We start from the raw sequence: 26,921 nt of genomic DNA on the forward strand, positions 1-26,921 counted from the left end.
TGATTTGTTCACTAAAAACACCATAGTATTTGTTTTATTATCAAAAAATATTTGATTAAAATGCTGGTAAGTGATCTTAATATCGTTCTAAAAGTAGCTGAATTTAAAAGCATTAAAAAAGCGGCAGAGAGTCTAGATTTGCTAACCGCTACAGCCAGTGCGGCTTTGATGCGCGTTGAAAAGTCTTTAGGTGTTGAGCTGTTTCAACGCACTACTCGACAATTAAAACTGTCACCGGCCGGTGAACGTTTTATTCCGCAAATTGAACAAGCCGTGTTGTTACTAACGCAAATTCAGCAGAATTCTAAAAATGATTTGGGTGTAATTGATGGCGAAATTCGGCTCGCTGCCCCGTCTGATTTTGGTCGTAATGTCGTTTTAGAATGGCTTGACGACTTTATGGAGCAATACCCAAAAGTCTCGTTAAAACTGCATATCAGCGATAGCAATGTCGATTTCTATCGCGAACCCGTTGATATTGCACTGCGCTACGCGCCACCCAAAGATTCTCGAATGTATGGCTTTAAAATTTGCGATATTCCAAGAATAGTATGTGCATCCCCCAGTTATTTAAACCAGTTTGAACCAATAAATAATCCGCAAGATTTAGCTTTACACAACGGATTATTTTATCAATTGCACGACATTATTTACGATGTGTGGGAATTTGAAAAAAACGGCAAAAAATTTAAAATTAAAATGCAAGGCAACCGAGCAACCAACGACGCCGATTTGGTGAGACGTTGGTGCGTATCGGGTAAAGGCGTCGCCGTAAAATCCGCATTAGACATATCAACCGATCTGCTCAGCGGAAAACTGGTAAAATTACTGCCCGACTACACCCCAAAACCCACAGAACTTTGGCTTATATGCCCTACCAAACAACTGATCACACCGGCAATTCGGTGTCTTCGCGAACACATAACAGAACGCTGCGATAGTGTGTTGAAGGAATTACAACGGAGTCAGTTATTGTAAAAATAATTTGGCAGAATAACCATCGTTTAAAAATCTCTGATTAATTCGCAGGTGATTTTATCTGAATTGATAAATAGGCAACACGATTTTTAATTTTTTCACAATCTCAGTTATTTACGGTTCCTGAAATTGGCAATACATCTTTGTATCGCCGGAAGCTCTGGGTTAATTAGAGTTTTCCATGAAAATAAAATACAAAGCAAAGATTTTACGGAAAAAACACCGTAAACTGATGAGTTGAGTCACTCATAATTTAATTGAAGTTTGTTATGGCATCTAAAACGTTAGACAAAGCCCAATTACACGGTAATATTGTTTTGCTGACCGATAATCAGCAATCGTTTGCATCTGCGCAAATAGAGTTGTTACGCGCTGTTCAAGCCTGTGGTTCTATTTCTAAGGCGGCAAAAATGGCAGGTATTAGCTACAAAACTGCGTGGGACCGAATCGATGCCATGAATAATATGTCGGCTAAACCCTTGGTTAACCGTTCTACCGGTGGTGCTAAAGGTGGTGGCACAACATTAACCGAGCTTGGGGTGCAGGTGGTTGAAGGTTTTGAAGCTTTGCAAAAAGAGCATCAACTTTTTTTAGAACGTATAGGTGATAAACTGCAATCACTTAATGATGTTGCAAATTTTATTCGTGGTGAGTCGGTAAAAGCGAGTGCAAGAAACCAATTTGTAGGTATCGTTAAAAATATTGCTTTGGGTAAAGTTAACGCAGAAGTTGAAGTTGATATTGGTGTTAATCAATCGGTATATTCAGTTGTTACTATGGATAGCGTTAACACCTTACCAATTCATGTTGGTGACGAAGTTATTGTACTGGTTAAGGCGCCAACCGTGATGATTTCAACGGATGTAGCCCTTAAGACCAGCGCAAGAAATTGTTTAACCGGTGTGGTGTCGCGTGTTAACGAAGGTACTGTGAACAGTGAAATAATTCTTGATCTTGGCGAAGGCAAAGCTATTTGTGCAATTATCACTGATGTAAGTGCACGGGAGTTAAAGTTAGAGCAGAATATTCAAGCATCTGCTATTTTCACATCCACCAATGTTGTACTGCTTAAGGGTCGTTAATAAATACAGGGTCGATCAAAAGCTCCTGTCATTGAATGTTAAATCATCTAAAATTTACCAGTAATGACTGGTTTTACGATTTTCTTCTGTCGGTCTTAAGCTCAAAATATTAAAGGAAACTCTGATTAACCTAGAGTTTCCAGCGACACAAGGATGTGTCGCCAATTTCAAGAACGGTAAGTGATTGAAATTGTCAAGAAATTGGAAATCGCATTTTCAATTTCTGTCCTCTGATTAAATCAGGGATGAGTTAATCAGAGGTTCCTAAATGTTTTTCGCAACAATAATTTGTGAGGCTTTAATTAACGCTGTGCAGTGACTGCCTTCCGATAATGTTAAATCGTCAACTGTTTCGCAGGTGACAATGGCGGTCAAAATTTGATTGGACGATAATTGAATGGAGATTTCGCTGTTAACCGCGCCTATTTTTATTGTATTGATTTTACCTTTTAAACGATTGCGAGCGCTAATTTTTAGATCTGGTGTGGCCGTTAAAATAATAGAACTGGACTTAACAATGGCGGTTAATTTGTCCCCTACTTTTATGGCTAGGTCTGTTATGGCGTCGTTAGTAATATTGGCAAATAATGTATTGTTATTACCAATGTCGATCCACACATCGCCATTCACTGCACCTTTCACTACATTGGTAACCGTTCCGGTTAATTGATTCCGCGCACTAATGTTAAGCATAAGTTATCTCACCTAAACCAACCAATATTAATTACTTACCATTCTTAAAATCTACGACACATTTTTGTGTTGCTGGCTTGTGTCACTGGTTTGAGTTACTGGTTTGAGTTACTGGTTTAAGTTGTTGGAAATACTGGGTTGTTGAGTGCTGTCATTATTAAAATATTCTAGAATCAAATATTGGTGTTGCTTATGACCAAAATTACATCATTAGCTTTAAAGTTAGCGCAAACCTGATCACCCATTTTACAGTCAAACTCGCTTAATTCTTCGTGACTGATGGACGCAAGTAGTTTAATACCGGAATCGGTCTGTAGCGCAATTTCGTTGTTAATTAAGCCGTATTTAATGTCTATTACAGTTCCGGCAAGAGTGTTGCGAGTTGATAGTAGCGAGCAGCTCTCTGGGTTTGAAATCAAGATGGAGTTTTCTTTAACCAAAACAATGACTCTAGAATTGAGCTGTAGATTCATCGATTCAAACGCGCTTAAACCTACCGTGGCTACTAGGGTTTCTTGACCCGACAACAATACCACAATTTCAACATTGACTTCGCCAAGACTAATAACGGCAACGCGGCCACGTAATTGATTAACCACACTAAACCTTGTTGGTGAATTACGAGCTAAATTAAGATTGTGGTTGATATTGTTCATAAATTTATTCATGAAGCGCCCTTTTGTATTTGGCGTTAAACTTTATCCAAAGCGTGTTTTTTAATTATTATAGAATTCTTTGAAGGCCGTTTGAAACCAATAAAAAATTGGAAACTCTATTCGAAATTTCTGTCTTCTGATTAATTCGCGGTTGAGTTGATCAGAGGCGCCTAAAATCAGAGGTTCCTGAAATCAAAGATTCCTAAAATCAGAGGTTCTTAAACAGCATTCATAATTAAATGTCATCACTACTGCGTTTTGTAGCCATAACTGTGAATAATTTCGCGAGCAGCATCGGATTTTAAATAGGTTAAAAGATCTAATGCGGCTTGATTATTCTGAGCATTTTCTAATAAAACAGCATCTTGGCGAATGGGGCTGTATAAATCTGTGGGCACAATCCAGCTGGAACCTGAGATCAATTGCCCTTTATTCATTATTTGTGATAACGCAACAAAGCCTAAATCTGCGTTGCCTGTAGCAACAAATTGGTAGGTTTGAGCGATGTTGTCGCCTTTTACTAATTTCGGATTAGTTTGCTGAGTGAGATTTAATGCTTCAAGTACTTCAAGGGCTGCGGCACCATAAGGTGCTAGTTTTGGGTTTGCTAACGCCAATTTATTAAATGTCCCCGATTTAAGCACCGTAAATTGGTCATCAATAAAATTCTCTTTTGCAGACCACAAGGCTAGCGCACCAATGGCGTAGGTGAAACGGCTACCTGCAACGGTTAATCCTTCATTCTCGAGTAATTCTGGTTTGGTTTGATCGGCTGATAAAAACACCTGATAAGGCGCGCCGTTTTTAATTTGCGAGTATATTTTTCCAGAGGAGCCAAACGAAACTATCACTTTGTGATTGGATTTTTGCTCAAAGTCGACAACAGCCTCTTTCATTGCCGCCGTAAAATTAGCGGCTACAGCTACGTGTACTTCGTCGGCGCATACACTTTTTATCATAATAAGGCCAACGGCCAGCGCCATTAAACGCCTGACAATACTCATCGGTTTCTCCACGGATTGATTTCACACAATCAAAGCTCTGGTACAACACCACTGCGTTATATAATTTAATATATAACGGATTGAGTCAAGTTAAATTGATTAAAGAAACCACAACAGAGATGAGTTTAGCGAAATGTATACCAGAGACGTATAAAGAAGTTGATGGCTAAAATCTGATCAAAAACAGGAATAACTACGGAGATTCAGAATAAGAAATTACATGAGATAATATCGTTAACTAATTGAAATATATGGACTATTAAGATTATATTTACCTTCCCATAATATCGATATCAACATTGCGCGTTTAATCTTCAACAACCCCGTTGTAGGTATCACCACTTAGTGGCGACGATTACCTCACCGGATATGCGTGACCTAACTAATACGATTATGAGCTCAGTTAAGCGTGATATTGGGCTTACGGCGTTTCTCGATATCACTTTGGCGCTTGTCGGTATTTGCTTTTTCAAAATCGATAAGAGCCTTGCCGTCTAATGTGCCTAGGGGTTTTCTTGAGTCTCTTTCGAGTTTTCTATCGGCAATTAACGATAAATAACGAGAGCAGCACACGCGCAAGAATGATGTGAAATTACCCAAATCATGGTCGGCATCGATGGCTTCTAAATACAATTTAGTAATCAATTGAGCTACCGATAAATCATCGCGGTCGGCAATCTCTTCTAACATGTTCCAGAAAAATTGTTCCAACCGAATTGAGGTAACAACGCCGTCAATGCGAATAGATCGAGTTGAAGATTTCCAAAGTTCGCTGTCGGCAGCTATAAAGAGTTGGCACATAGTATTCTCATAAATAGTACGAGTAGTATTGAATACCCAAAAAACCTCTGATTAACTCTTTCATAAATTAATCAGAGGATGAAAATTGAAATTGGCAATACACCTTTGTATAGCAGAAATGTATAGCAGAAAACTCCAGTTTAATCAGCGTTTTTTGTATTCTAATTACACTTCTAACAAAGCTACAAACTGTTTGATCAGTTCTGGGTGTGCAGGCCAAGCAGGTCCGCTGACCAGATTCCCGTCGGTAGTGGCTTGATCCATTTGTAAATCAACATAGCTTGCACCACACGCTTCGATCTCGGGTCTGCACGCAGGATAGGCAGACACTGAGCGCTCTTTCAAAACGCCAGCCGCGCTTAATACCTGCAAGCCGTGACATACCGATGCCACCGGTTTATTGAACTCAAAAAAGTGGCGAACCGCTTTTAATACCTCGGGATTTAACCGTAAATATTCAGGCGCCCGTCCACCAGGAATATAAAGTCCGTCGTAGCTGCTTACGTCAATTTCATCGAATGATGCGTTTAATGTGAAGTTGTGTCCGGGTTTTTCGGTATAGGTTTGATGACCTTCAAAGTCATGAATGGCTGTGGCGATATTTTCTCCGGCTTTTTTGTTCGGACAAACCGCATCAACTTGATAACCAAACGCCATTAACGCTTGGTAAGGTACCATGTTTTCGTAATCTTCAACAAAATCACCGGTAATCATAAGAATTTTTTTCATTGTGTGACCTCTAGACTTATTATTTGAAGGTTTTGACTCATAAGGTCATTACAGCACGGTGGTAGGTAGAAGAGGTAATAGCATGTTACTACAAATGCGGTTGATGGCTGTTTTTAACAAAATTATTTTAGGGTTGCATGCAGTATATGTTTGTTATTCTTTGTTTAAATTAAAGAAATTCGTTTTTTTAAATTCAATGGGCTCGTTTATCTAAATCAAAACAGTTCGTTTGTTTACATTAAAAATACGTTATACAAAAACTGCGAAATTTATTTTTACGCATATGAGTGTTTAGTCATATTTAAACAAATTTACGTAGTATGTTTGAATAATAATTTGCCGAGCGTTGTCCACCGAAAACACATTCAATTTTCTACACGTTATCCGTCCAAAAGCTGCGAGCCAGTTCGACAAAGTTCGATAAATAACGTACATCGTTATCACTTTCGCGGGTACCTAAATATATTTTTTTAAACACACCCTGCTCGCCCAAACTGGCAATTGATAAGCCAAGCTGATTTTGATATTCACAGGCCAACCATTTTGGCAATGCCGTTACACCACGATTACTGGCGACCATTTGCAATAAAATGTCTGTAGCCTCGATGGTTTTATGTCTTTTAGGAATTACGCCACTGGGCTTCAAAAATTCGGTAAAAATATCCAAACGATCCACGTCAACCGGATAAGTAATTAATGTCTCGCCGCGTAAATCTTCTGGCTGAATGTATTGTTTGTGGCTTAATTGATGACCGTTATTAACTACTAAGACCTGTTCGTAGTCAAACACGGGTTCAAAATGTAAACCTTCTTTAAAAAAAGGATCGGGCGTTACCAATAGATCAATTTCATAATCAAAAAGAGCACCAACACCACCAAAGCGAAAACGCTGCTTTACATCCACATCAACGCCGGGCCACTGTTTCAAAAATGGTGAGACAATTTTCAATAACCATTGATAACAAGGATGGCATTCCATTCCAATTCTAAGTAATCCCTGTTCGCCCAAGCCAAATTGTTGCAGTTTTGATTCGGCATACTCCAATTGGGGCAATATACGATTGGCAACATTTAATAGATATTGACCCGACTGCGTAAGACGAAGCTTTCTTCCATCACGAATCCAAATACTGGTGCCCAGTTTATCTTCTAGCTTACGGATGGTGTGGCTTAGAGCGGATTGGGTTAAGCACAGTTCTTTGGCCGCTGAGGTAAGCGAGCCCTGCTCTTCAACGGTTTTTACAAGGCGTAAATGTATTCGTTCTAGCATAATTCTATGAATGAAAGTAATGGATGTGTGAATTTATACCATTTTATTTCATAAATAAACTTACCTATTCTTGCCGGCAACTTAAATACATTGATTGGTGGGCAATATAACCATGGTCTTAACTCATAATCTTGGATTTCCACGTATTGGAAAAAAGCGTGAACTTAAATTTGCGCTAGAAAGCTATTGGCGAGGCGAATCGTCGCTTGAATCTTTAAAACAACAAGCGGCGGCGCTGCGTAAAATCCATCTTCTTGAACAAAATAAACTTGATTTTACGCCGGTTGGAGATTTCTCTTTCTACGATCAAGTGCTGGATATGAGTTTTATCTTGGGTAATTTACCGAAGCGCAGCCGAAACTTTACCGGTGAAGAGCTTGATAATTATTTTCGCGTAGCACGCGGGCAAACCTCGAAATCCTGCTCTTCTTGTGAACAGATTCATGCCGGCGAAATGACCAAATGGTTTGATACTAATTACCATTACATTGTGCCGGAGTTTGATGAAAATACCGAATTTAAGCTAAATGCCACGCGTATTTTAGAGCAAATTGAAGAAGCTCGGGCATTAGGTGTAAACACTAAGCCCGTCATTATTGGCCCAGTTACCTATTTATGGCTAGGTAAATCAAAAGATCAATCTCATCGATTAAATTTGCTAGAGCGTTTACTGCCGGTCTACAGCCAATTGTTACTCGACATAAAGCAAACCGGTGTTGAGTGGATTCAAATTGATGAACCTATTTTGGTGACAGAATTAGACGCGCAGTGGCAAACGGCTTTAGAAAAAAGTTATCACACCCTAAAACACGTCAATATTAATATTTTATTGGCAACCTATTTTGGTACCTTGCAAGAAAATCTACAGCTTTTGTGCAACCTTCCAGTGGCAGGTGTTCATATTGATGCAATTAATGCAAAAGACGAAGTTATAAAAGTTATTGATTGGCTACCTACTCATAAAATTCTATCGCTGGGTATTATTAATGGTAGAAATATTTGGAAAACAGATTTAAATGTACTGCTCGATTGGTTGGAACCTATTGCGCGATTACTGAAAAAACGCTTGTGGTTAGCACCTTCGTGCTCTTTATTGCACGTGCCAGTTGATCTAGAAAGTGAAATACAACTGGATTCTGACATTAAAAGCTGGTTGGCATTTGCGTTACAAAAATTAGAAGAGTTAGAGATTGTAAAAACGGCTTTAAATGAAGGCCGCGAGAGCGTTGTTACCGAGCTTGCCAAAAATGCCCAAGCAATACAATCACGTAAAAATTCCACGCGTGTTCATAACCCCAAAATTAAAGAAAATTTAGCAAAAATTACATCGCAATTAGGTAAAAGAACCAGTCAATATCCAGTGCGTGCAGAAATACAGCGCAATTTATTTAAATTGCCAGAATTTCCAACCACAACGATTGGTTCTTTTCCGCAAACAAAAGCAATTCGCGCAACGCGTACGCAATTTAAAAACGGCGTTATCGATTTTGAGCAATACCAACACATAATGCAGCAAGAAATTTTGCATTGTGTGCGTGTGCAAGAAGAGCTTGATTTAGACGTATTGGTGCATGGCGAAGCCGAACGTAATGATATGGTTGAATATTTTGGTGAACAGTTAGACGGCTACGCATTTAGCCAATACGGTTGGGTGCAGTCTTATGGGTCGCGCTGTGTTAAACCGCCAATTTTATTTGGCGATATCAGTCGCCCTAAAGCCATGACCGTTGAATGGATACAATACGCGCAGTCATTAACGTCAAAACCCATGAAAGGCATGTTAACCGGCCCGGTGACGATTTTAAATTGGTCGTTTGTGCGCGACGATCAACCTCGCTCGGTAAGCTGTTACCAATTGGCGTTGGCTATTCGTGAAGAAGTGCTTGATCTAGAAAGTGCGGGCGTAAACATTATTCAAATTGATGAAGCTGCATTACGAGAGGGTTTGCCCTTAAGGCAAAACCAGTGGAATCAATATCTGGATTGGGCGATTGAATGTTTTCGTATTACGGCTAATGGCGTTAAAGATCAAACCCAAATTCACACGCACATGTGCTACTCAGAATTTAACGACATTATTGAAGCTATCGCAGATATGGACGCCGATGTCATAACCATAGAAACCTCACGATCGGATATGGAATTACTCGACGCCTTTGAAGACTTTAATTATCCCAACGAAATTGGTCCTGGTGTTTACGACATACATTCGCCGAACATTCCAAGTAGCGACTCTATTGTTGCGCTGATGAAAAAGGCCAGTGAAAAAATTGATGCTAAAAAGCTTTGGGTGAATCCAGATTGCGGATTAAAAACTCGTCAGTGGGATGACGTTATTCCGGCATTAACCAATATGGTTGCCGCAGCCAAAACGCTTCGCGGAGCCGTTTAAATTTACTGAGGGAAACGAAGATTAGGTTAGAGCGTCGAGTGATATAAAGTTGAGCTACTGCCCTATTCTCTCGAATAAAATCATAGGTGCGTTAACCAGAAATTATTTAAAGGAGCCTCTGATTAATTCATCCATGATTTATCAGAAGACAGAAGTTGAAAATGCGATTTCTATTTTCTTCACAATTTAAGAGCGTTTAGCCGCACAAGGAAGTGTTTTTTTCTTGGAAAAAGCCCACGTTGGAGTTGCTTGTGGGCTTAATACAAAATCAGTTATTAATTAATAACCGGCAAATTGAATAGAATAATTGTAACCACGTTGCGGTGCAGAGAGCTTTTCGAATTTAAGCTCAGCTAAATAAGCCATAAGTTTTTCTTCAAATTCATCAACAGAATCAAGACTGCCGCCGGTAATTTCTTTACGTGTGGGGTATACGCTGTCTACTTCGCCATCGGGCGTGATAATAACGTGAATGAACATTTTAACAGCAAACTGAGGGTCGTTTTTACGAACTTCATGGTAAATCGCAATCATTTCATCTTGCTTACTGTCTAGAGTATGCTTGATAGAAGCGTCTGAACGAAGTGTTGTGAAATGTTGTTGAGGCGTTGTTTCAGAACTATGTACATTTGCACATGCCGTTAATGCAACAATAAAAACGGTAGCTAAAATCCGAATAAACATAGGTTTTCTCAAGAAGTTATTATTAGATAACCGATGGTAAACCTTACTCCTAAGCACGCACAATAAGCCGAAGGTTTGAATTTTACGCCAATTCAGGTCGTTTATTGATCAATTTCACCCGTTTGGATTTATTATTCGCATAATCACTAATAAAACCTTGTCGTTCGGTAGAGTATATGGGTAACCGTAACTAACCCATCATTTATTCACAGCAACGCTGTAGAACTTGCTAATAATATCGATAACAAAATCCTCCGAAAATCTTGAAAAAAAGACCAAAATACAAAAGCGTGGTTTGACGCAATTATTTTCGTCATCACAAGTACAGAGTGTTAGCCACTAAGAGAAAGTAGATATATACCCACGAATGAATTTGGTTTCGGAAAAGCTGAATTCTGGAAAAAATCGAACTCCGATACAAAATTTAATAGAGTTCTAACTCATAAGAACCCGTGATCGTATTAAAAATAAAGTGATCACCGATTCTTATAAAAATATTGGCTAGTGTTTACGACTCAAATAACAGCGTGGTCTAACCAGTTAAGAACATTTATAAACCAAGCTGAGAAAGTGACGGATAACCTTCTGGACGAATAGCACCTTCCCACGTAAATTTCCGATCCGCTTCTTCAATTTTAACGTCGTTGATGCTGGCGTGACGTTCTTGCATTAAGCCATTTTCGTCAAAACTCCAGTTTTCATTACCGTAAGATCGGTACCATTGGCCATCATCGTCGTACCATTCGTAGGCAAAACGAACGGCAATGCGATTGTCGCTGTAGGCCCACACTTCTTTAATTAATTTGTAGCCGGTTTCTTTTTGCCATTTGTTGGCCAGAAATTCAACGATTTCCGCACGACCATTAATAAATTCCGATCGATTACGCCATTTACTATTCGGCGTGTATGCCAAGGATACGGCTTCGGGATTTTTACCATTCCAAGCATCTTCGGCTTTACGAGCTTTAATGGCAGCGGTTTGTGCGGTAAACGGAGGCAACGGCGGGCGAGCTGATTCGGTCATGTTATTCTCTCAAAGTTGTTTGTTTCTTATTTTAAGGAAACTCTGATTAATCTAGAGTTTCTTGCGACACAGGAATATGTCGTCAATTTCAAGAATTTCAAGAATTATAAGTGATTAGAATTGTGAAGAAATTGGAAATCGTATTTGCGATTTCTGTCCTCTGATTAAATCATGGATGACTTAGTCAGAGGTTTCTTAAATTAAAAAAATTTGGCTTGGGCAATAAACGCCGCCAAAGCTTGTTTCTTTAATCAGCGGCGATTAGATATAAAATTTTTACCAAGATTTATACGGTAAGAATTTGCCATTTAGCGTTAGTAAAACGCGATCGCCTTTTGGATCTTCGATTTTGTCAACTTCCATTGAAAAATCGATGGCGCTCATAATGCCATCACCAAATTTTTCTTGAATAACCTGTTTGAGTGTTTCGCCGTACACGCCAACAACTTCGTACAGGCGATAAATTAATGGATCGGTAGGTACCGCTTGATCCCAAATTTTGGTTGGGTAGGCTTCTAATGCCGCCGCCACTTTTTCACCAAAGCCAAAATACTCGGCAATCGCCTTGGCTTTTTCGGCAGGAGCACTGTTCATTCCCAAGCAGGCCGATGCAAGCCAAACCGGTGACATACCAAGGCTCTGACCAATCTCTTCCCAAGTAACGCCCTTTTCAGCTTTGGCGGCCATTAATTTTTCGGTCATGGTTAATTTGTCCACAATACTGCTCCTGTTTTTTTAAATTGTATGATCGTTTGTTCGGCCAATGAAAAATCATTAGTACGTGATGCATACTCCTAAGCAATATAAGAACCATTCTAGAAACATTTCATAATGCATTGATATTTGTGGAAAATATAAAATATTTAAGTGATTTATAATCTACGAAATATCGTAATTTATGATATTTCGTAGCGTGGGCTGATGAAATTTCGTAGTATGGTTAAACCCGATTTATTTCATCATTATTTCTAGGCCGATCGCAAAATGACCTCTACGGATAACTCAATACAACCACTCTCGCCGGACTTATGGACCAAGTATGGTGAACATTTACCCTGTGGTTTCATGGTTTTTAATCCGGTTAATGATGAAATTATCGCCGTTAATAATGTCTTGGCGGACTTGTTGAGTAAAAACAAAACCGAGCTTGTTCGTCAAAAAGTCTCAAGTTTATTCAAAAACAATTTCAATCAACTGCTGCTGTTTACCCAAGAAGTGCTCGAAAAAGATACCGCTTGGACGGATTCTTTAACGTACGAATTTGCATCAAAAACTGTTCAATTAGAAATCTTAGCAAGATGTATAAATGAGCCGAGCGAAACCGTAATTTTGGCGCTAATTCAAGATGCCAGCGAATTAAAAACCCTACGTGATCAACAGGAGGCGCAGCGATATTTTTTATCGGGGTTGGGTCATTGGAATCAAACAACGCAGGTTTTTCAAGAATTTGAACGCGAAAATCAATTGCTGTTGGATGCCGCCGGAGAGGGAATTTACGGTGTTGACGTTAACGGCTTAACGACCTTTATTAATCCGGCTGTTGAGCGCATTTTAGGGTACACCGCCGCAGAGCTTGCCGGTAAAAATATGCATGTAATGATTCACCACAGTTTTAAAAATGGTGACCATTTCGATGCAAGGGACTGCCCTATTTATGAAGCCTTTCGAGACGGCGTAGTTCACAGCGTTGAGCAAGATGTTTTTTGGAGTAAATCTGGCCAGCCGGTGTATGTCGATTACACCAGTACACCGATTCGAGATAATGGTGAAATTATTGGTGCTGTTATTGTTTTTCGCGATGTTTCGCAAAAAATCAACGATCAAAAAAACCTAATTGCAGCGTTAGAAGAAGTCGAGCGACTCAAAAATCGACTGGAGCAAGAAAATGCCTATCTGTTAGAAGAAATTAATTCTGAATTTAATCATCAACAAATTATTGGTACGTCTTTAGCCATTCAAAAAGTTATTCAACAAATTGAACTGGTTGCACCAACCGATGCAACGGTGTTGATTACCGGTGAATCTGGCACCGGTAAAGAACTGATTGCTCGGGCGATCCACGAGTCGAGTACACGGCGTGATAGACCGCTTATTCGTGTTAATTGCGCAGCAATACCCAGTGATTTATTTGAAAGCGAATTTTTTGGTCACATAAAAGGTGCCTTCACCGGTGCAACCGCAGATCGCGCCGGACGCTTTGAGCTCGCCGATGGCGGTACCATTTTTTTAGATGAGGTTGGAGAAATTCCGCTGCATTTGCAAAGTAAATTATTAAGAGTGCTGCAAGAACAGCAATTCGAACGCATTGGTGATGCAAAAACTCGTATCACCGATGTGCGTATCATTGCGGCTACCAATAAAAATCTGCAACAGCTGGTGGCCGCAGGATTATTTCGAGAAGATTTGTATTTTCGACTCAACGTCTTTCCCCTTGCCTCACCATCATTGCGCGATCGAATTGATGATATTCCATTGCTGACGCATCATTTTTTGAAAAAAGTATGCACAAAAATTAACAAGGAGTTACTAGAGTTACCGATAGGTGAAGTTGAAAAACTCAAAAGTTACAACTGGCCCGGAAATATTCGCGAACTGGAAAATATTATTGAGCGACAAGTTATTTTAGCGACAGGTAACAAACTTCGTTTCCCGGATTTTCAGCAAACACCGAGCATTCAAGGAAAATCTTCACCAGCAAAAGTTGATATTCTTAGCGAAGAGGCAATTCGTGAATTTGAGCGAGTCAATACTCAAAATGCCCTAACCCATTGCAACGGTAAAGTATTTGGTAGTGATGGCGCGGCCCAGTTATTGGGTATAAAAGCCACAACATTGATATCGCGGATAAAAAAATGGGGGTTAAATGATGACTAAATCATTCATTCAGTCTTTTGGGTAAAAATTAGAAATGCAGTGTTCAATTTTTTCTACCTTTAGAATAATTAAAATTAATAAATAATGCATTTAAGATGATTTTTAAAATAGGATAAAGCTTGTACTTTTTTGATTATTTTGGCCAATAGATTAGAACTCTTTCATTCAAAAATGTATCACAGTGTTTTCGGTTCTTATCACTATCCCTCATCTATCAATCGTTTATATCAGTTATATCAACGCTATTTATTCCAAATAGGTTCCTGTTTGTAAGGCGCCGTGTCTACAAAATCAGGCAATATGTTTGTAGGATTAGGCAAGTAATTCGTCTTTGAATGTCATACCTTAGTAACACCCGTTTTAGATTTTCAAATTCTTGCTTGGGAGACCTCATGACTATTACTGTAACGCCGGTACCGGCCCAGCCTTTCGGTATAGTATCTACCAAGGAGTCCTCCATTAGCGCCCAAAGAAAAGATTCAGCTTTGTCAAAGCTGGCCTCTTTGATTGACAGATGTACCCCTCACTCTGGATGTATAGTTCTACCGATGGAAGGAGTTCGAGTCTTTAAATCAACTGAAAAGCTGTACGATGTAGTGCCAGTATTGAGCAAACCGGGTTTATGTATTGTTGCTCAAGGCCAAAAGTGCGTAAAAATTGGTCAAGACCAATACGAATACGGTGAGTCAAGCATTGCAATCTACCCGGCAGAGCTGCCGGTTAATTCTAGTATTGTCGGCGCCAGCCCAGAAAAACCCTATTTGTGTGTGGTTGTTGATATCGACGTTAATAAATTAACGGAGTTAGTCAGTAAGATTTTTGTTTCTCAAGCACCAATGACTAAATCGTTTCAACCATTATATGTTGGTGATGCTGATCCCAAAATTATTGATGCTGCTACGCGATTGTTAGAGCTGTACACCAATCAAGATGAAATGCACCTGCTCTATCCGTTAATTGTAGAGGAAATTCTAATCCGCTTATTGAAAAGCCCGGTTGGTGCTCACGTTGCGCAATTGGGTGTTGCCGACTCGAACATGCTGAAAATTACCAAAGCAATCAATTGGCTTAACGATCATTTCGAACAGCCCGTTAAGGTTGATGAGTTGGCGAACTTATCCAATATGAGCCCGTCTTCGTTCCATCAGCATTTTAAAAACATCACGTCTATGACGCCGGTTCAATACCAAAAAAACTTACGGTTGCAGCAAGCAAGACAACTTATGTTTTATCAAACCGTTGATGTTAGTGAAGCGTGTTTACGGGTTGGCTATGCAAGTCTTTCGCAATTTAGTCGCGAATACAGCCGATATTTTGGCAATTCGCCAACCAAAGATGTTAACGCCTTTCGTCAAGGCATATTAAATTAAAAGTAATTTTTTTGTGATGAATAAATTTGTTATTACTTAATTAATAAAAACCAGTAATAAATCGATTTTTTAAAATTACCCAAACAATAAAACCCTAGGAACCGCTGATTAATTTGTCTCTAACTTAGTTAGAAGACAGAAATTGACACTGTAATTTTCAATTTCTTTACAATTTGATTCACTTACCGTTCTTTAAATTGATGGCACATCCGAGTGTCACCGGAAACTCTGAGTTAAGTGAAGTTTCCTATACCTATTTTTAACTCGTGACCAAACCTTGAGGAAAATAAATGACCACTCTTACCGTGAATGGTACAAAACACGAGCTAGACCTTCCCGATGACACCCCACTACTTTGGGCCTTGCGCGATATTTTGGGTATGACCGGCACCAAATTTGGTTGCGGTATGGCGCTTTGCGGCGCTTGTACTGTTCATATGGATGGTCAGCCAATTCGTTCTTGCGTCACAACACTGGCATTAGCCAACGGTAAATCAATTACAACAATTGAAGCTATTCAGGCTGATCCGGTTGGTAAACAAGTTCAGGAAGCGTGGTTAGATGTTGGTGTACCTCAGTGTGGTTTTTGTCAGGCGGGACAAATTATGAGTGCCACGGCGCTACTCAAAAAGAATCCTAAGCCCAGCGATGAAGATATAGACACATTTATGAGCGGTAATATTTGTCGTTGCGGTACCTATAACCGTATTAAAAAAGCCATTCATAAAGCTGCTGAAAAGACGGAGGTATAATTATGAGCCATTCAGAAAATACCTTACTGATTAAAAATATCAGCCGACGTGGATTTTTAAAAGGCACGCTGGCCGGTGCCGCTTTGGTGTTGGCTGCCAAGTGGGATTTTGCAGTTGCGGATGAAGAAAAAAAATACGGTGCCGATGCAATGCCTAACGGTTGGGTGGATGATCCCAACGTTTTTATCAGTATTCACAACGATGGTTCGGTAACCATTGTTAACCACCGCTCAGAAATGGGCCAAGGTATTCGTACCAGTTTGGTGATGGTCGTTGCCGATGAACTTGGAGCCGATTGGAGCAAAGTCACCGTCTTACAAGCCGATGCCAACGAAGAAAAATACGGCAACCAAAATACCGACGGCTCACGCAGTATGCGGCACTGGTTTAATCCTATGCGTCGCGCTGCGGCCAGTGCGCGAACCATGCTTGAGCAAGCAGCGGCGCAAAAATGGCAGGTTCCCGTTGCCGAATGTAAGGCCGGTGTACACGAAATTATTCATACGCCATCGGGTAAAAAACTGGGTTTTGCCGAAGTTGCAGAAACTGCCGGTAAAATGCCGGTTCCTGCACGTGATAGCCTTGTTCTTAAATCTCGTGATGAATGGCGTTACATGGGCCGCGAAACTGGCGACACCTATCAAACCCGCAACAATCCTGTTCGCCCGTTGGCTGTTGATGGCGAAGACATTGTTCAAGGTAAAGCGCTGTACGGTGCCGATATTCATTTAGAAGGCATGGTTTACGCCGTTATTCAGCGCCCGCTTGTGTACGGCTCTACGTTAAAGTCGGTTGATGATTCTGCAACCCAAAAAGTCCCGGGTGTTATTAAAACCCTTACTCTCGATACCGCCAGCCAACCGGCGGGATTCAGTCCATTAGGCGGCGTGGCGGTTATTGCATCAAATACCTGGGCCGCCATTAAAGGCCGTAATGCGTTAAAAATTGGCTGGGACGAAACACCCGCGGGCGAAAATGCTCAATACGACTCGGTGGAATATCGCAAACTTCTTGAAGCAACTGCGCAAAAACCCGGAAAAGTGATTCGTGAAAACGGTGATCTGGCCGCAGGATTCGAAAAAGCCAGTGATACCATTAGCGCGCAATATTACATGCCGCACATGGCACAGGCGCCAATGGAACCGCCGGTTGCCATTGCTAAAGTAACTGCCGACAGCGCAGAAGTTTGGGCGCCGGTGCAAAATCCGCAAGCAACCAAAGGCACAGTTGCCGCTGCCGTAGGATTAAAACCAGAACAAGTGACTGTACACGTCACCTTATTGGGTGGCGGTTTTGGTCGTAAATCTAAACCAGACTACGCCGCCGAAGCCGCAATTCTTGCCAAACAAGTGGGTAAACCGGTGCGAGTACAGTGGACGCGGGAAGACGATCTGCACCATTCGTACTTTCATACGGTTTCTTTGGAACACTTCGAAGCCGGCCTTGATAAAAACGGCAAGCCCACGGCTTGGTTGCACCGCTCTCTAGCACCCACGATTTCGTCATTATTTACGCAAGACCCAATGCATAAAGCCGTTTTCGAGTTGGGCATGGGTTTGGCGAACTTCCCGTACGACATTCCCGCAATGCGCATCGAAAACCCAGAAGCACCCGCCCACGTTCGCATTGGCTGGTTCCGTTCGGTGTATAACCTGCCGCACGCCTTTGGTATTCAAAGCTTTATTGCCGAATGTGCCCATAAAGCGGGAATTGATCATAAGAAATACATTCTCGATCTACTCGGCCCCGCCCGTAAAATTGATCCGCCAAGTGTTGGCGCAAATTGGAACTACGGTGAAAATCCTAAAGATTACCCCATCGATATTGGCAGAATGCGCGGCGTTATCGAAAAAGTTACCGATGAAGCTGGCTGGGGCAAAAAGCTTCCTGAAGGTCGTGGAATGGGCTTGGCCATGCACCACAGCTTTGTGAGTTACGCAGCGGTGGTGATGGATGTAGAAGTCGAAAAATCCGGCAATATTATTATTCACTCCGCCGATATTGCTTACGATTGCGGCCCACAAATTAACCCAGAACGTATTCGATCACAGCTTGAAGGTGCCATTGTTATGGGCATTGGCATCGCGTTGCAAAACGAGATCTCTGTTAAAGACGGAAAAATTCAGCAAGATAATTTCCATCAATACTTGCTGCCGCGTATGGTAAATTCACCACGCAAAGTGCGCGTTCACCTGGTTAATAACAATTTAGACATCGCACCGGGTGGCGTTGGTGAACCGGGTTTACCGCCTGTTGCGCCAGCATTGTGTAACGCTATTTTCGCGGCCACAGGTAAACGAATTCGTACCCTGCCCATTGCTAAACAACTTTCGAGTTAATTTCGAGTTAATATGCAGCGGCTCGATCTAGAAGTTATACAACAAGCGCTAGCTTGGTCTGAGCAATCGTGCACGATTTATTTGTGCACGGTGCTTTCTACCTTTGGCTCGTCACCTCGCGAGCCGGGTTCTTTATTAGTCGCAAACCCAGACGGTGACTCGGTAGGGTCACTTTCTGGCGGTTGCGTAGAAGAAGACTTTCTCGCCAGAATTCGCGACGGTGCATTTACCGAACAAGATACGGTTATTCTTTACGGTGATACTAATGATATTAACGCACCACAAATTCAATTACCTTGCGGCGGTATTTTAGAAATATTGGTTGAAAAGCTAGAACCTACGCCGGTTAACCAGCATTATTTAAAGATATTTTTATTCTCACTCAATGGCGTTACCTACACGGAGTTACAGCCTGAAGTAACCGCTTTTAATAGCAAACTAAACAGTGCAAACCAGATAAATACAACCGATCACCCATCTTGCTTACGCAGAAGCATTAATATAAAAACCAACCAGAAATCTTTTGAGTGGTTATACAGCCATGGTGACGTTGTTGAACATAACAACGACGGTATTTTTAGTATTCGCTTAAATAACCCCGTTAGAATTATTATTGCTGGGTTATCGATGGTCTCTATTTACTGTGCTCAATTTGCGCAAACCTTGGGTTACTCGGTAACCATTTGTGATCCGCGTGAAAACATCACTAAAGACTTTAACGTAAACGGCGTTGATTTTAAAAATATAATGCCCTCCTCGCTTTTTAGCGCGACCATAGATTTTAAATCAACGGCAATTGTTGCACTCACCCACGACCCACGTATTGACGACCTGACGATGATGGACGCAATCAACACGAACGCCTTTTATATTGGCGTTATGGGTTCTAAAAAAACCAGCAATGCTCGCGCCGAGCGATTACAAAAAATTGCCAAGCTTAATGACCAACAACTCGCCAGAATTCAAATGCCAATTGGCCTAGCGTTAGGCAGTAAAACCCCTGCCGAAATTGCACTCGCCGTAGTTGCCGATATTTTGCGGGTTTATCGTGGCCGACCCCGCGATGCGCTATAAGCATTAAAACGGCAGAATTAATTTGTGACTGTAAAAAACCAACAATGCCTTGCCGTAATAATGGCTGCGGGTTCTTCATCACGCTTTGGTATTGAAGACAAACGCTTAGCGGAATTTCAAAACACCACGCTTTTAAATGCGCTTATTAATAAAATAACAGTATTATTTCAATATCATGTTTTAGTGTTATCGAGTAACGATAACTTGGTAGACCTTAATATTCAGCAAGACTACACAGACCTATCAACCATACAAAGCTTAGAATCAAACCCGTCAAATTATGTATTTTATGCGCAACATGCACATACTGGTTTAGGCAGTAGCATCGGCAATGTTTTTACCGAATTATCCCAAAAGACATTACCCAACTACCTTACCAGCGCCGCAATCTTTTTAGCCGATATGCCGCACATCAAAAACGAAACCATTCAACTTGTCACCAACAATTGTGACTTGCATAAAATACGTCGCCCTACCCTTACAGAACAACAACTCACAAACACCAACCTTAAATTCAAAAACCGATACGGAAACTTTGGCCACCCGGTAGTATTTGGCAAACAATTTTGGCAAGAATTAGCCGGTTTAAACGGAGATTCAGGTGCCGCAGCAGTTATAAAAAAACACACCCAACACCTATCATTAATTGAAGTTGACGACCTAGGCGTAATCTTAGACATCGACTTTAAAGAAGACCTAAATAATAAATGATTATACTTAAATAGCTCTATTCAAATAATCCTTCCACCTATTAATTCAAATCTCAAAAAATCTTTTTTACCTATTCCGCTGCATATTGTTAAAAACATTAAAATAAAAACATCATTTAAGTAATTTAAAGGAAACTCTAATTAACTTAGAGCTTCCATCGACACATGGATGTGTTGCCAATTTCAAGAACTTTAAATGATTGAAATTGTGAAGAAATTGGGAATTGAATTTTCAATTTCTATTCTCTGATTAAATCAGGAATGAGTTAATCAGAGGCTCCTAAAGTGCTTTTTATTAAAATCTTCCGCAAAATTTTTAAAAATCACAATCAACCTCTAAACTCTAATCTAACTTTAAAAACCTAACTCTAAAAGACCAATTAAAAACACAATCAAAGCATAATCAAAAGCGTTCATCGAATTACATTTGTTCACTTAACAAACTCAAATCACACAAAATATAACCAACTAAAAAGTCTGTATACACACCTACTTTTTAAGATAAATATGTAAATAAAGAAGACACAAAAATGAAATTTGTGCCAAACAATTGAAAATATTGACCTAACAAAATATTCGAGATAGCTTCCAGAAAAACCACCCGAAATACACGTCGTAATGACGGTATATATCGGGAAAGGTGTCATTAAGGCGTTTATTAAACTGTTATGCGCTGAAAGCAGTAATTTTCACGAGGAAGTTTTATGTCTGAAGATCTAGATATTGAACAATTCATTAAGAATAACGACATTAAAGTTCACGAATTATCGAAACAGATACCAAGAATTGATGACGTAACTCTGGTTGTTATAAAGGGACACCTGGTTGTCGAAAGGTGTCTGTTTGAAATACTACAAACAAATATGCACAACCATAAATACCTTGAAGATGCGAAGCTATCATTTGCCCAACTCTTAAATTTGGTTAAAGCCATATCAAAAATACCACCTCATGAAAGTACGTTTGGCGGAATTAAAAAGTTGAACAGTTTAAGGAATCATCTTGCTCACAACCTGCCAAACGAGAAGACAGATAAAATGATTGATGAGTTTATTGACTATGTAGGGGTTCACATTGACGGCCATACGACCCCTGCACAGAAAGTATGGGACCAAATTTATAGTATGCTCGGCGCAATAAGTATTCTCATTTCAGTTTCGGAACTAGTATCTTCTGAAGCAAGCAAGTCGGGCCTGATCGACGTATTAAGGAAATTAGGTGCGGAAAAATAAGGGCAAATTATTGAAAATGCATAACAAGCCAAGGCTGTCGGACGCTTCGCGCCGCAGCTTGGAGCGTTAAATGTACAAATATGCCAAAGCTAATTAGAACAACTAAAGGTCAGATACTTTCAGGAATCGAGTTTTGGGAGCTCGAAAACGGCTTTGAGGTAATCGCCTCAGAATCAGATGAGTCCTGTGTGTTATTTGTCAACGGCAAGAAAAATGGTAAGAATGTTGAGCTTATATCAAAGTAGCTTGAAGCAAAGGGTATTGAGCATGAACTGAGTGCCACTATTGATTCGCAATGCATAGAAGTTCCTAAAGTTCATAAACTACAAACAATGGAAGTTTATAGAGCAGTGGAATTGGTAAAAATATTTAACAAGTGACACCACTATCGGGCTTCGGCCTGTATTTGCTTAACCTTCACTCCACTCAGCCGATGCACGGGCGTTATCTATAGATTGTAAAGACAGTATGCGAAAAATAATTGTATTACAACACTCCTACGAAGATCATACGCACGAAGATGTAAAACTAATTGGTGTATATAGCTCCAAAAATATTGCTCAGGAAGCTATTAATCGACTTATTAAATTGCCGGGTTTTAAAGACTACCCAGACGGCTTCAGTATCGATGAATATGAAATTAATGAAACAAATTGGAGTGAAGGTTTTGGCATGTAGTGTGAGAATGAGTTTTTGTTGTCAATAGCAATACAAGTCAGCATCTGTTTTTGGTTATCTCTATAATATAGAGCTCTACATAAAAAATGTGCAATTAAAGCGAAAGAAAATACATAACAATGCCTTGTTGCCTGACTGTTTTTCCGCTTCGCTCCAAACCGACCCCAAATGCGGGTGTTGTGTTATATGCGAACCATCATCAAAGATAGGAGTAAACATGAAACACAACAATGAGTCTTTGCTCATATTTGAGCAAGAGCTCGAACTCATAGAAAGGGAGTTAAAAGAAAATGTAATTCGCACTGCCAATTCAAAGCAGCATCCACAGAATCCCCTTCGATCTGGGAAAGAGATTACTTACGATTCAACTGGTAGGTATGTACTACCAAATTCCAGAACGGGAATTTCGCTTGCTGCAAGTTTTAAGCAATTAGATAGAATAGTTCGCCCAGGAATTAAAAAGTGGCTATTGGCTGTAGATCGTAACAGCGTAATGCCAGAGGGCTTTAGATTACAACAAGACAATGCACATCACTGGTCAATCGTTGTAACGCGTCAAATAGCTAAAGAAGAGTATGAACGAAAAGTTCAAGGTATTATTAAAAACTGGAGAATAATGGGAAGGTTTGTTCGCTATGAGTAATCTCACGAAAGAGCAGAAAAGCGCATTCTTGTCTTTAGCTGAGGCGTATGATGTTAAAGTTTACGAAATTATTTCAAGGGATGGCCCCACTGAATTAACTGTATCAACTAAAGAAGAGGCGATGCTGTTAAATAACTTTGCATCTACTATTTGTCAGCTTGTTGTTAAAAATCATCCTGATATTGAAGGTGTAGACGAAGACATAAATGCAGATGCAGAAATGATTGTTTACATAGTCACAGATGTGTTAACCGAAGCCGGTTTTGATATTTGAATTAAATGACATAACGAACCACCAGACGCTGATACATGCTGATACAACCGGTTTTTTGTGTGATCTTGTGCGCCATTTTACACAAAACGAGCGTAGTAGTATGCGCGGGGTAGCCCCGTACTCGGATATAATTGGAGAATTAATATTGAGAATTACATGGAGCGCATTGAGGCGACTAAGTAACAATAAATACATTAAGAACATGTATTTCTGGGCAGTATTTGTGCCTATAGCGGCGAAGGCACTTTCATTGGTAGAGAGTCCACTTGAATTACTATTATTTGCAGATGTGATTAAAATAAAGCTAAGCCTGCCTTTTAGCTGGTCTGCTTTCTTCTTTTCTTCTGTTTTTTTCTCGGTAGCATTACTACTTTTCAACTTCTTTTGTCCAAAAATAATATTAGAAAACAGTACGTTTACTAATTACATAAACGATGGAAAATCTCTAGCTCAGCTAAACATATATGCTCGTGAAGTTGGTGCCGAAGAAGTTAATATAACAATGGTAAAATTTACAGATGGTGACTCTCCAGAAAAGCTGGATGAATGCACGAAAGATAAATTCTGGGAGATATATGAATCTGCAGAAGATTATAGAAAAACCTGGAAATACGTTGTCAGCATTTTATATATTCTAGGGATTTTAATAATGGCATTAGTGTTTTCCCAAAATATTTTTTACGTTTTCAAAGAAGTATTTAAAATCTAAGCTCATCAAACAAAAGTAAAATCGTCTTCAGAACGCGTGATCTCCACAGAACTTTCTAACGCTGTCCTGAACTGCATTATGAAAAATCTGAATTCAGCTCAATGACAACATATCACGGTAAAGGTTTTGAACAAAGGAGAGTTTTATGATTCCTGACCCAAATACAGAAGAAGGTAAAAGAGAAATCGCACATCGAATTAAAAAGATAAAAGAATCTGACATCAACCTACCACCCTCTTCTTTAATTAATACGTAAAGAGCAATGAAAAATATAATCATCTTTATAATCGGACTTCTTGCCAATACTGCTTTCGCAGAAATTCCGAGCTGGTACCAGCGAGATGTTGCCGAGATAATTAAAAATGCCGACGGTGTAATTTTGTACAAGGTGACTGGTATCACGCTCGAAAGCACGCCTGGGCCATACCATTTTTATCGTATAGAAAGTGAAACAAAGTCTGAGTTAAAAGGTACCGCATCAAAGGGTTCATGCTATATGCTCCAAACAGAAGGACAGTGGAAAAACCTCTATAAAATTGGCGAATTAGTAATCACAATTATTTCTTCACACAGTTCAGGAGAATGTAGTTTAACTGAACCTAGCTACGCAGCGCCCGGAACAGACGAATATGTATCGTTTTTTATGTCAATTATCGAACAAGATATATAACAAGGTTACAAGTTCACATCGGCCCTTCAAATTTTTACAACGGCATTAGCATTTCTTCACCTTGGAGGAGCTTTTTATTTTAAACAAAAATACTGACAAGCTGGCTAGAAATCCTCTAGGGATAATTGCGCTATTTATTGTACTGGTTTATGGCATCGCAGGAATTGTTCTTGGATTATCAAGCGATAACTTAACCGAGTACCAAAGAACCATATTTGTTCTGTTTTTAGTAATGTTCCCATGCTTGGTTTTAGTCAGCTTTATGTGGCTGGTAGCTAAACATCACACAAAGCTATACGCTCCATCTGACTATCGTAATGACGAAGGCTTTTTGGGTCTACTTTCTCCTGAGCAGCAGAAGCAAAGGTTGGATAACCATGTAGAAGAGGTTTTGGCTGAATCAGCTAAAGAAGTAGAAGAGTCTTCTGAAAATCAAAATACATCGTCAAGATCCTTAATAAGAGAATCGGTCTACCATGCCGAAGATCTTGCAATTCGCGAGATAGAATCGGAATTTGGGGTTTCTATAAATCGTCAAATCAGCCTAGGGCGTGATGTAGGATTGGATGGCTTTTTTGTAAAAAACAATAAAGGCTATGCCATACAAGTTAAATATGCGGTAAAACCACTCTCTCGAAATCAGTTGGCAAATGAACTTCATAAAATAGAAGCCAGCGTCTCTCGTCTTGGTTGGAAAAAATTTGGCGTTATGCTTGTCGTAGTTTTTGATGATCTAGATATGTATGATTTGCCTAAAGAAAAAGAACGATTGTCTATAGCCACAGATATTTTTCCATTTGATGTGGATGTTCGGTTCTATGGATTATCACAAATGAAGTACAAGTACGGTCTGCTATAAACCTGTGCAAGTTCAATCCCGCAACGAATTACGCTATTTTCTATTGCTAAAGCAGATGTTTACCGTCACCCAGAAGTATCGTACAAAATGCCAACAAAAGCAGGTACTGCGACATGGTAAGGATATTTATAATCTCTTTCTTTTTGACATTCTTGGTTGCATGTAAAGGGTTAGATACCAAGAACTCTGTTATTAATGTGACTGATATTGTTGCTAAGGGTAACGATGGTGTATCTGGCGAGTTTTGTGTCAATTTTTCTTTAACAAAAAATGAAGCTCAATACTTTTTCAACAATGCTATGCAAGTTTCCCCAAAAGATATACATGATAACTATTCATTTTTGCCTTGTTTTGTAAAAGGCGTGGGATACATGGGCACTAAAAAGTGTGAATGGGAAATTAGAGCTGGCGGTACAAGCAGCATTATGTGTGAAGATAGATCAATTATCATGGCTTGTGAAGACTGTTTGCCTATACCAGACTAACTTGCACTGTAGAGAAGTGGATATACGCTAACTCCCTGCTGTAACTTATCTAAATCCATTTTTTTAGGTAATTCTTATCTGAATTGTAACTTTAATTACGCGTATGAGTACTGCCAATAACGTCTATGGTTTTACATAATCACGTAAATATAAAATTGAACGTTTAAATAATTAGATTTTAAGTTTTGGCTAAAAATAAACACAAAATACCGCCATTAGGGCGATATTTGTGAGTTAAACAATAATTATTGTGCGGGAACTAAAACAGAATCCACTACAGTATAGGTATTGTTTGCATCGGGTAATAAAACGGCGAATTCTCCCATCGCAAGATTTTTACCAACCAATTCATAAACAACACTGCCGTGGGTAACAAGAACAATGGGTTTGTCTTCGTGAATGGTTTGTAATTTATCTTTAATTTCTGCCATGCGTGCTGCAAGCAGACTTTCATCCGCTTTTGAGCCTTTTAAGGCTTCCCAATTCTCGACTTCATCAAAGGCAAGAATACCGGTATCACGGGTTCGACAGGCAGGGCTTGAGAAAACAGTACCTACCGATATTGCATGCGCCTTAAACGCCTCACCCACCGCTTTTGCTTGAGAGCGCCCTTGTTCGTCTAAATTACGTTCTTCTGCACAATCGTCGATTTTAGCCAGCGACGGATCGATAACTTTAGGTGATTGACTGTGTCTTAAAACAACAACCGCGCCTGGTGATTTAAGTGCTTGCCAAACGTTGCTGTCGTTGTCCGCAAATGATATGTGAGAGAACAAAATGCCGAATAATACCAATACGTATTTATGCATTTAAATTTCCTTATTTAATAAAAGGTTTTCCAAAAATACCGAAAAAAAGAATAACGCGGTTTCAGATAATAAGTGCAATTGGTAGTTGAGAGGCCAGCTGGTAGAGTCAGCACCTCTCCCGACCAAGAGA

At 39.9% G+C, this 26,921-nt stretch carries 27 protein-coding genes; 17 read left to right on the forward strand and 10 right to left on the reverse strand.

Annotated elements, in window-relative coordinates; all coding sequences use genetic code 11:
* Nucleotides 1-60: 60 nt before the first annotated feature.
* Both ACYQ2C_RS15805 and ACYQ2C_RS15810 read left to right on the forward strand, forming a co-directional pair.
* The gene (locus tag ACYQ2C_RS15805; protein ID WP_460104072.1) at nucleotides 61-978 is read left to right on the forward strand and encodes a LysR family transcriptional regulator; all 918 of its coding nucleotides are present in this window, start codon (nucleotides 61-63) and stop codon (nucleotides 976-978) included.
* Between the two features lie 269 nt (nucleotides 979-1,247).
* A complete protein-coding gene (locus ACYQ2C_RS15810) occupies nucleotides 1,248-2,060 on the forward strand; it encodes a TOBE domain-containing protein (protein WP_460104071.1) in 813 nt (270 codons plus the stop codon).
* 264 nt (nucleotides 2,061-2,324) lie between these two features.
* Here the strand turns inward: ACYQ2C_RS15810 and ACYQ2C_RS15815 are convergent, their stop codons facing one another.
* The 6 genes from ACYQ2C_RS15815 to ACYQ2C_RS15840 form a co-directional block, all read right to left on the reverse strand.
* Nucleotides 2,325-2,753, reverse strand: a complete 429-nt coding sequence (locus ACYQ2C_RS15815; protein WP_460104070.1) for a TOBE domain-containing protein — start codon at nucleotides 2,751-2,753, stop codon at nucleotides 2,325-2,327.
* Between the two features lie 173 nt (nucleotides 2,754-2,926).
* Nucleotides 2,927-3,421 (reverse strand): TOBE domain-containing protein, encoded by a 495-nt coding sequence (locus tag ACYQ2C_RS15820; RefSeq protein ID WP_460104069.1) that lies wholly within the window; start codon nucleotides 3,419-3,421, stop codon nucleotides 2,927-2,929.
* Nucleotides 3,422-3,657: 236 nt separating this feature from the next.
* Nucleotides 3,658-4,413: a molybdate ABC transporter substrate-binding protein gene (modA, locus tag ACYQ2C_RS15825; protein ID WP_460104068.1), complete on the reverse strand. Its 756-nt coding sequence runs from the start codon at nucleotides 4,411-4,413 to the stop codon at nucleotides 3,658-3,660.
* Nucleotides 4,414-4,812: 399 nt separating this feature from the next.
* The gene (locus tag ACYQ2C_RS15830; protein WP_460104067.1) at nucleotides 4,813-5,214 is read right to left on the reverse strand and encodes a ribbon-helix-helix domain-containing protein; all 402 of its coding nucleotides are present in this window, start codon (nucleotides 5,212-5,214) and stop codon (nucleotides 4,813-4,815) included.
* Nucleotides 5,215-5,379: 165 nt separating this feature from the next.
* Entirely contained in the window at nucleotides 5,380-5,943 is a 564-nt protein-coding gene (locus ACYQ2C_RS15835; RefSeq protein WP_460104066.1) for a DJ-1/PfpI family protein, read from the reverse strand.
* Between the two features lie 373 nt (nucleotides 5,944-6,316).
* Entirely contained in the window at nucleotides 6,317-7,213 is an 897-nt protein-coding gene (locus tag ACYQ2C_RS15840) for a LysR family transcriptional regulator (protein ID WP_460104065.1), read from the reverse strand.
* A 112-nt stretch (nucleotides 7,214-7,325) separates the two neighbouring features.
* Between ACYQ2C_RS15840 and metE the strand changes: the two genes are divergently transcribed.
* On the forward strand, nucleotides 7,326-9,605 hold the full coding sequence (gene metE, locus ACYQ2C_RS15845) for a 5-methyltetrahydropteroyltriglutamate--homocysteine S-methyltransferase (RefSeq protein WP_460104064.1): 2,280 nt from the start codon (nucleotides 7,326-7,328) through the stop codon (nucleotides 9,603-9,605).
* A gap of 279 nt (nucleotides 9,606-9,884) precedes the next feature.
* Here metE and ACYQ2C_RS15850 read toward each other — a convergent pair whose 3' ends face one another.
* The 3 genes from ACYQ2C_RS15850 to cynS form a co-directional block, all read right to left on the reverse strand.
* Entirely contained in the window at nucleotides 9,885-10,289 is a 405-nt protein-coding gene (locus ACYQ2C_RS15850; protein ID WP_460104062.1) for a hypothetical protein, read from the reverse strand.
* Between the two features lie 550 nt (nucleotides 10,290-10,839).
* Nucleotides 10,840-11,313: a nuclear transport factor 2 family protein gene (locus tag ACYQ2C_RS15855; protein ID WP_460104061.1), complete on the reverse strand. Its 474-nt coding sequence runs from the start codon at nucleotides 11,311-11,313 to the stop codon at nucleotides 10,840-10,842.
* 276 nt (nucleotides 11,314-11,589) lie between these two features.
* Nucleotides 11,590-12,030 carry a cyanase gene (cynS, locus tag ACYQ2C_RS15860; protein ID WP_460049318.1) on the reverse strand — a complete coding sequence of 147 codons (441 nt, stop codon included), beginning with the start codon at nucleotides 12,028-12,030 and terminating at the stop codon, nucleotides 11,590-11,592.
* A 267-nt stretch (nucleotides 12,031-12,297) separates the two neighbouring features.
* Between cynS and ACYQ2C_RS15865 the strand changes: the two genes are divergently transcribed.
* From ACYQ2C_RS15865 to ACYQ2C_RS15930, 14 genes are all read left to right on the forward strand, one after another.
* Nucleotides 12,298-14,187 carry a sigma-54 interaction domain-containing protein gene (locus ACYQ2C_RS15865; protein ID WP_460104060.1) on the forward strand — a complete coding sequence of 630 codons (1,890 nt, stop codon included), beginning with the start codon at nucleotides 12,298-12,300 and terminating at the stop codon, nucleotides 14,185-14,187.
* Nucleotides 14,188-14,579: 392 nt separating this feature from the next.
* A complete protein-coding gene (locus ACYQ2C_RS15870; protein ID WP_460049320.1) occupies nucleotides 14,580-15,557 on the forward strand; it encodes an AraC family transcriptional regulator in 978 nt (325 codons plus the stop codon).
* A 290-nt stretch (nucleotides 15,558-15,847) separates the two neighbouring features.
* The gene (locus ACYQ2C_RS15875; protein WP_460049322.1) at nucleotides 15,848-16,309 is read left to right on the forward strand and encodes a (2Fe-2S)-binding protein; all 462 of its coding nucleotides are present in this window, start codon (nucleotides 15,848-15,850) and stop codon (nucleotides 16,307-16,309) included.
* Between the two features lie 2 nt (nucleotides 16,310-16,311).
* Entirely contained in the window at nucleotides 16,312-18,648 is a 2,337-nt protein-coding gene (locus tag ACYQ2C_RS15880; RefSeq protein WP_460104059.1) for a xanthine dehydrogenase family protein molybdopterin-binding subunit, read from the forward strand.
* Nucleotides 18,649-18,660: 12 nt separating this feature from the next.
* Nucleotides 18,661-19,722: an XdhC family protein gene (locus ACYQ2C_RS15885; RefSeq protein WP_460104058.1), complete on the forward strand. Its 1,062-nt coding sequence runs from the start codon at nucleotides 18,661-18,663 to the stop codon at nucleotides 19,720-19,722.
* A 24-nt stretch (nucleotides 19,723-19,746) separates the two neighbouring features.
* Complete coding sequence (locus ACYQ2C_RS15890) at nucleotides 19,747-20,433, forward strand: nucleotidyltransferase family protein (protein WP_460104056.1); 687 nt, start codon at nucleotides 19,747-19,749, stop codon at nucleotides 20,431-20,433.
* 703 nt (nucleotides 20,434-21,136) lie between these two features.
* A complete protein-coding gene (locus ACYQ2C_RS15895) occupies nucleotides 21,137-21,664 on the forward strand; it encodes a hypothetical protein (RefSeq protein ID WP_460104055.1) in 528 nt (175 codons plus the stop codon).
* Between the two features lie 468 nt (nucleotides 21,665-22,132).
* On the forward strand, nucleotides 22,133-22,342 hold the full coding sequence (locus tag ACYQ2C_RS15900; RefSeq protein WP_460104054.1) for a DUF7336 domain-containing protein: 210 nt from the start codon (nucleotides 22,133-22,135) through the stop codon (nucleotides 22,340-22,342).
* A gap of 217 nt (nucleotides 22,343-22,559) precedes the next feature.
* Nucleotides 22,560-22,985, forward strand: a complete 426-nt coding sequence (locus ACYQ2C_RS15905; protein WP_460104053.1) for a hypothetical protein — start codon at nucleotides 22,560-22,562, stop codon at nucleotides 22,983-22,985.
* Entirely contained in the window at nucleotides 22,978-23,259 is a 282-nt protein-coding gene (locus tag ACYQ2C_RS15910; protein WP_460104052.1) for a hypothetical protein, read from the forward strand. Before ACYQ2C_RS15905 ends, ACYQ2C_RS15910 begins: the two co-directional genes overlap by 8 nt.
* A gap of 100 nt (nucleotides 23,260-23,359) precedes the next feature.
* Nucleotides 23,360-23,968: a hypothetical protein gene (locus tag ACYQ2C_RS15915; RefSeq protein ID WP_460104051.1), complete on the forward strand. Its 609-nt coding sequence runs from the start codon at nucleotides 23,360-23,362 to the stop codon at nucleotides 23,966-23,968.
* Between the two features lie 262 nt (nucleotides 23,969-24,230).
* The gene (locus ACYQ2C_RS15920) at nucleotides 24,231-24,638 is read left to right on the forward strand and encodes a hypothetical protein (RefSeq protein ID WP_460104050.1); all 408 of its coding nucleotides are present in this window, start codon (nucleotides 24,231-24,233) and stop codon (nucleotides 24,636-24,638) included.
* Nucleotides 24,639-24,699: 61 nt separating this feature from the next.
* Nucleotides 24,700-25,497: a hypothetical protein gene (locus ACYQ2C_RS15925; protein WP_460104049.1), complete on the forward strand. Its 798-nt coding sequence runs from the start codon at nucleotides 24,700-24,702 to the stop codon at nucleotides 25,495-25,497.
* A 197-nt stretch (nucleotides 25,498-25,694) separates the two neighbouring features.
* A complete protein-coding gene (locus ACYQ2C_RS15930) occupies nucleotides 25,695-25,982 on the forward strand; it encodes a hypothetical protein (RefSeq protein WP_460104048.1) in 288 nt (95 codons plus the stop codon).
* A 245-nt stretch (nucleotides 25,983-26,227) separates the two neighbouring features.
* On the opposite strand, the gene ACYQ2C_RS15935 is transcribed toward ACYQ2C_RS15930, so the two are convergent.
* Nucleotides 26,228-26,791, reverse strand: coding sequence for a histidine phosphatase family protein (locus ACYQ2C_RS15935; RefSeq protein WP_460104047.1), 564 nt, complete (start codon nucleotides 26,789-26,791; stop codon nucleotides 26,228-26,230).
* Between the last annotated feature and the right edge of the window lie 130 nt (nucleotides 26,792-26,921).

It is taken from the genome of Sessilibacter sp. MAH3, from assembly GCF_054658275.1.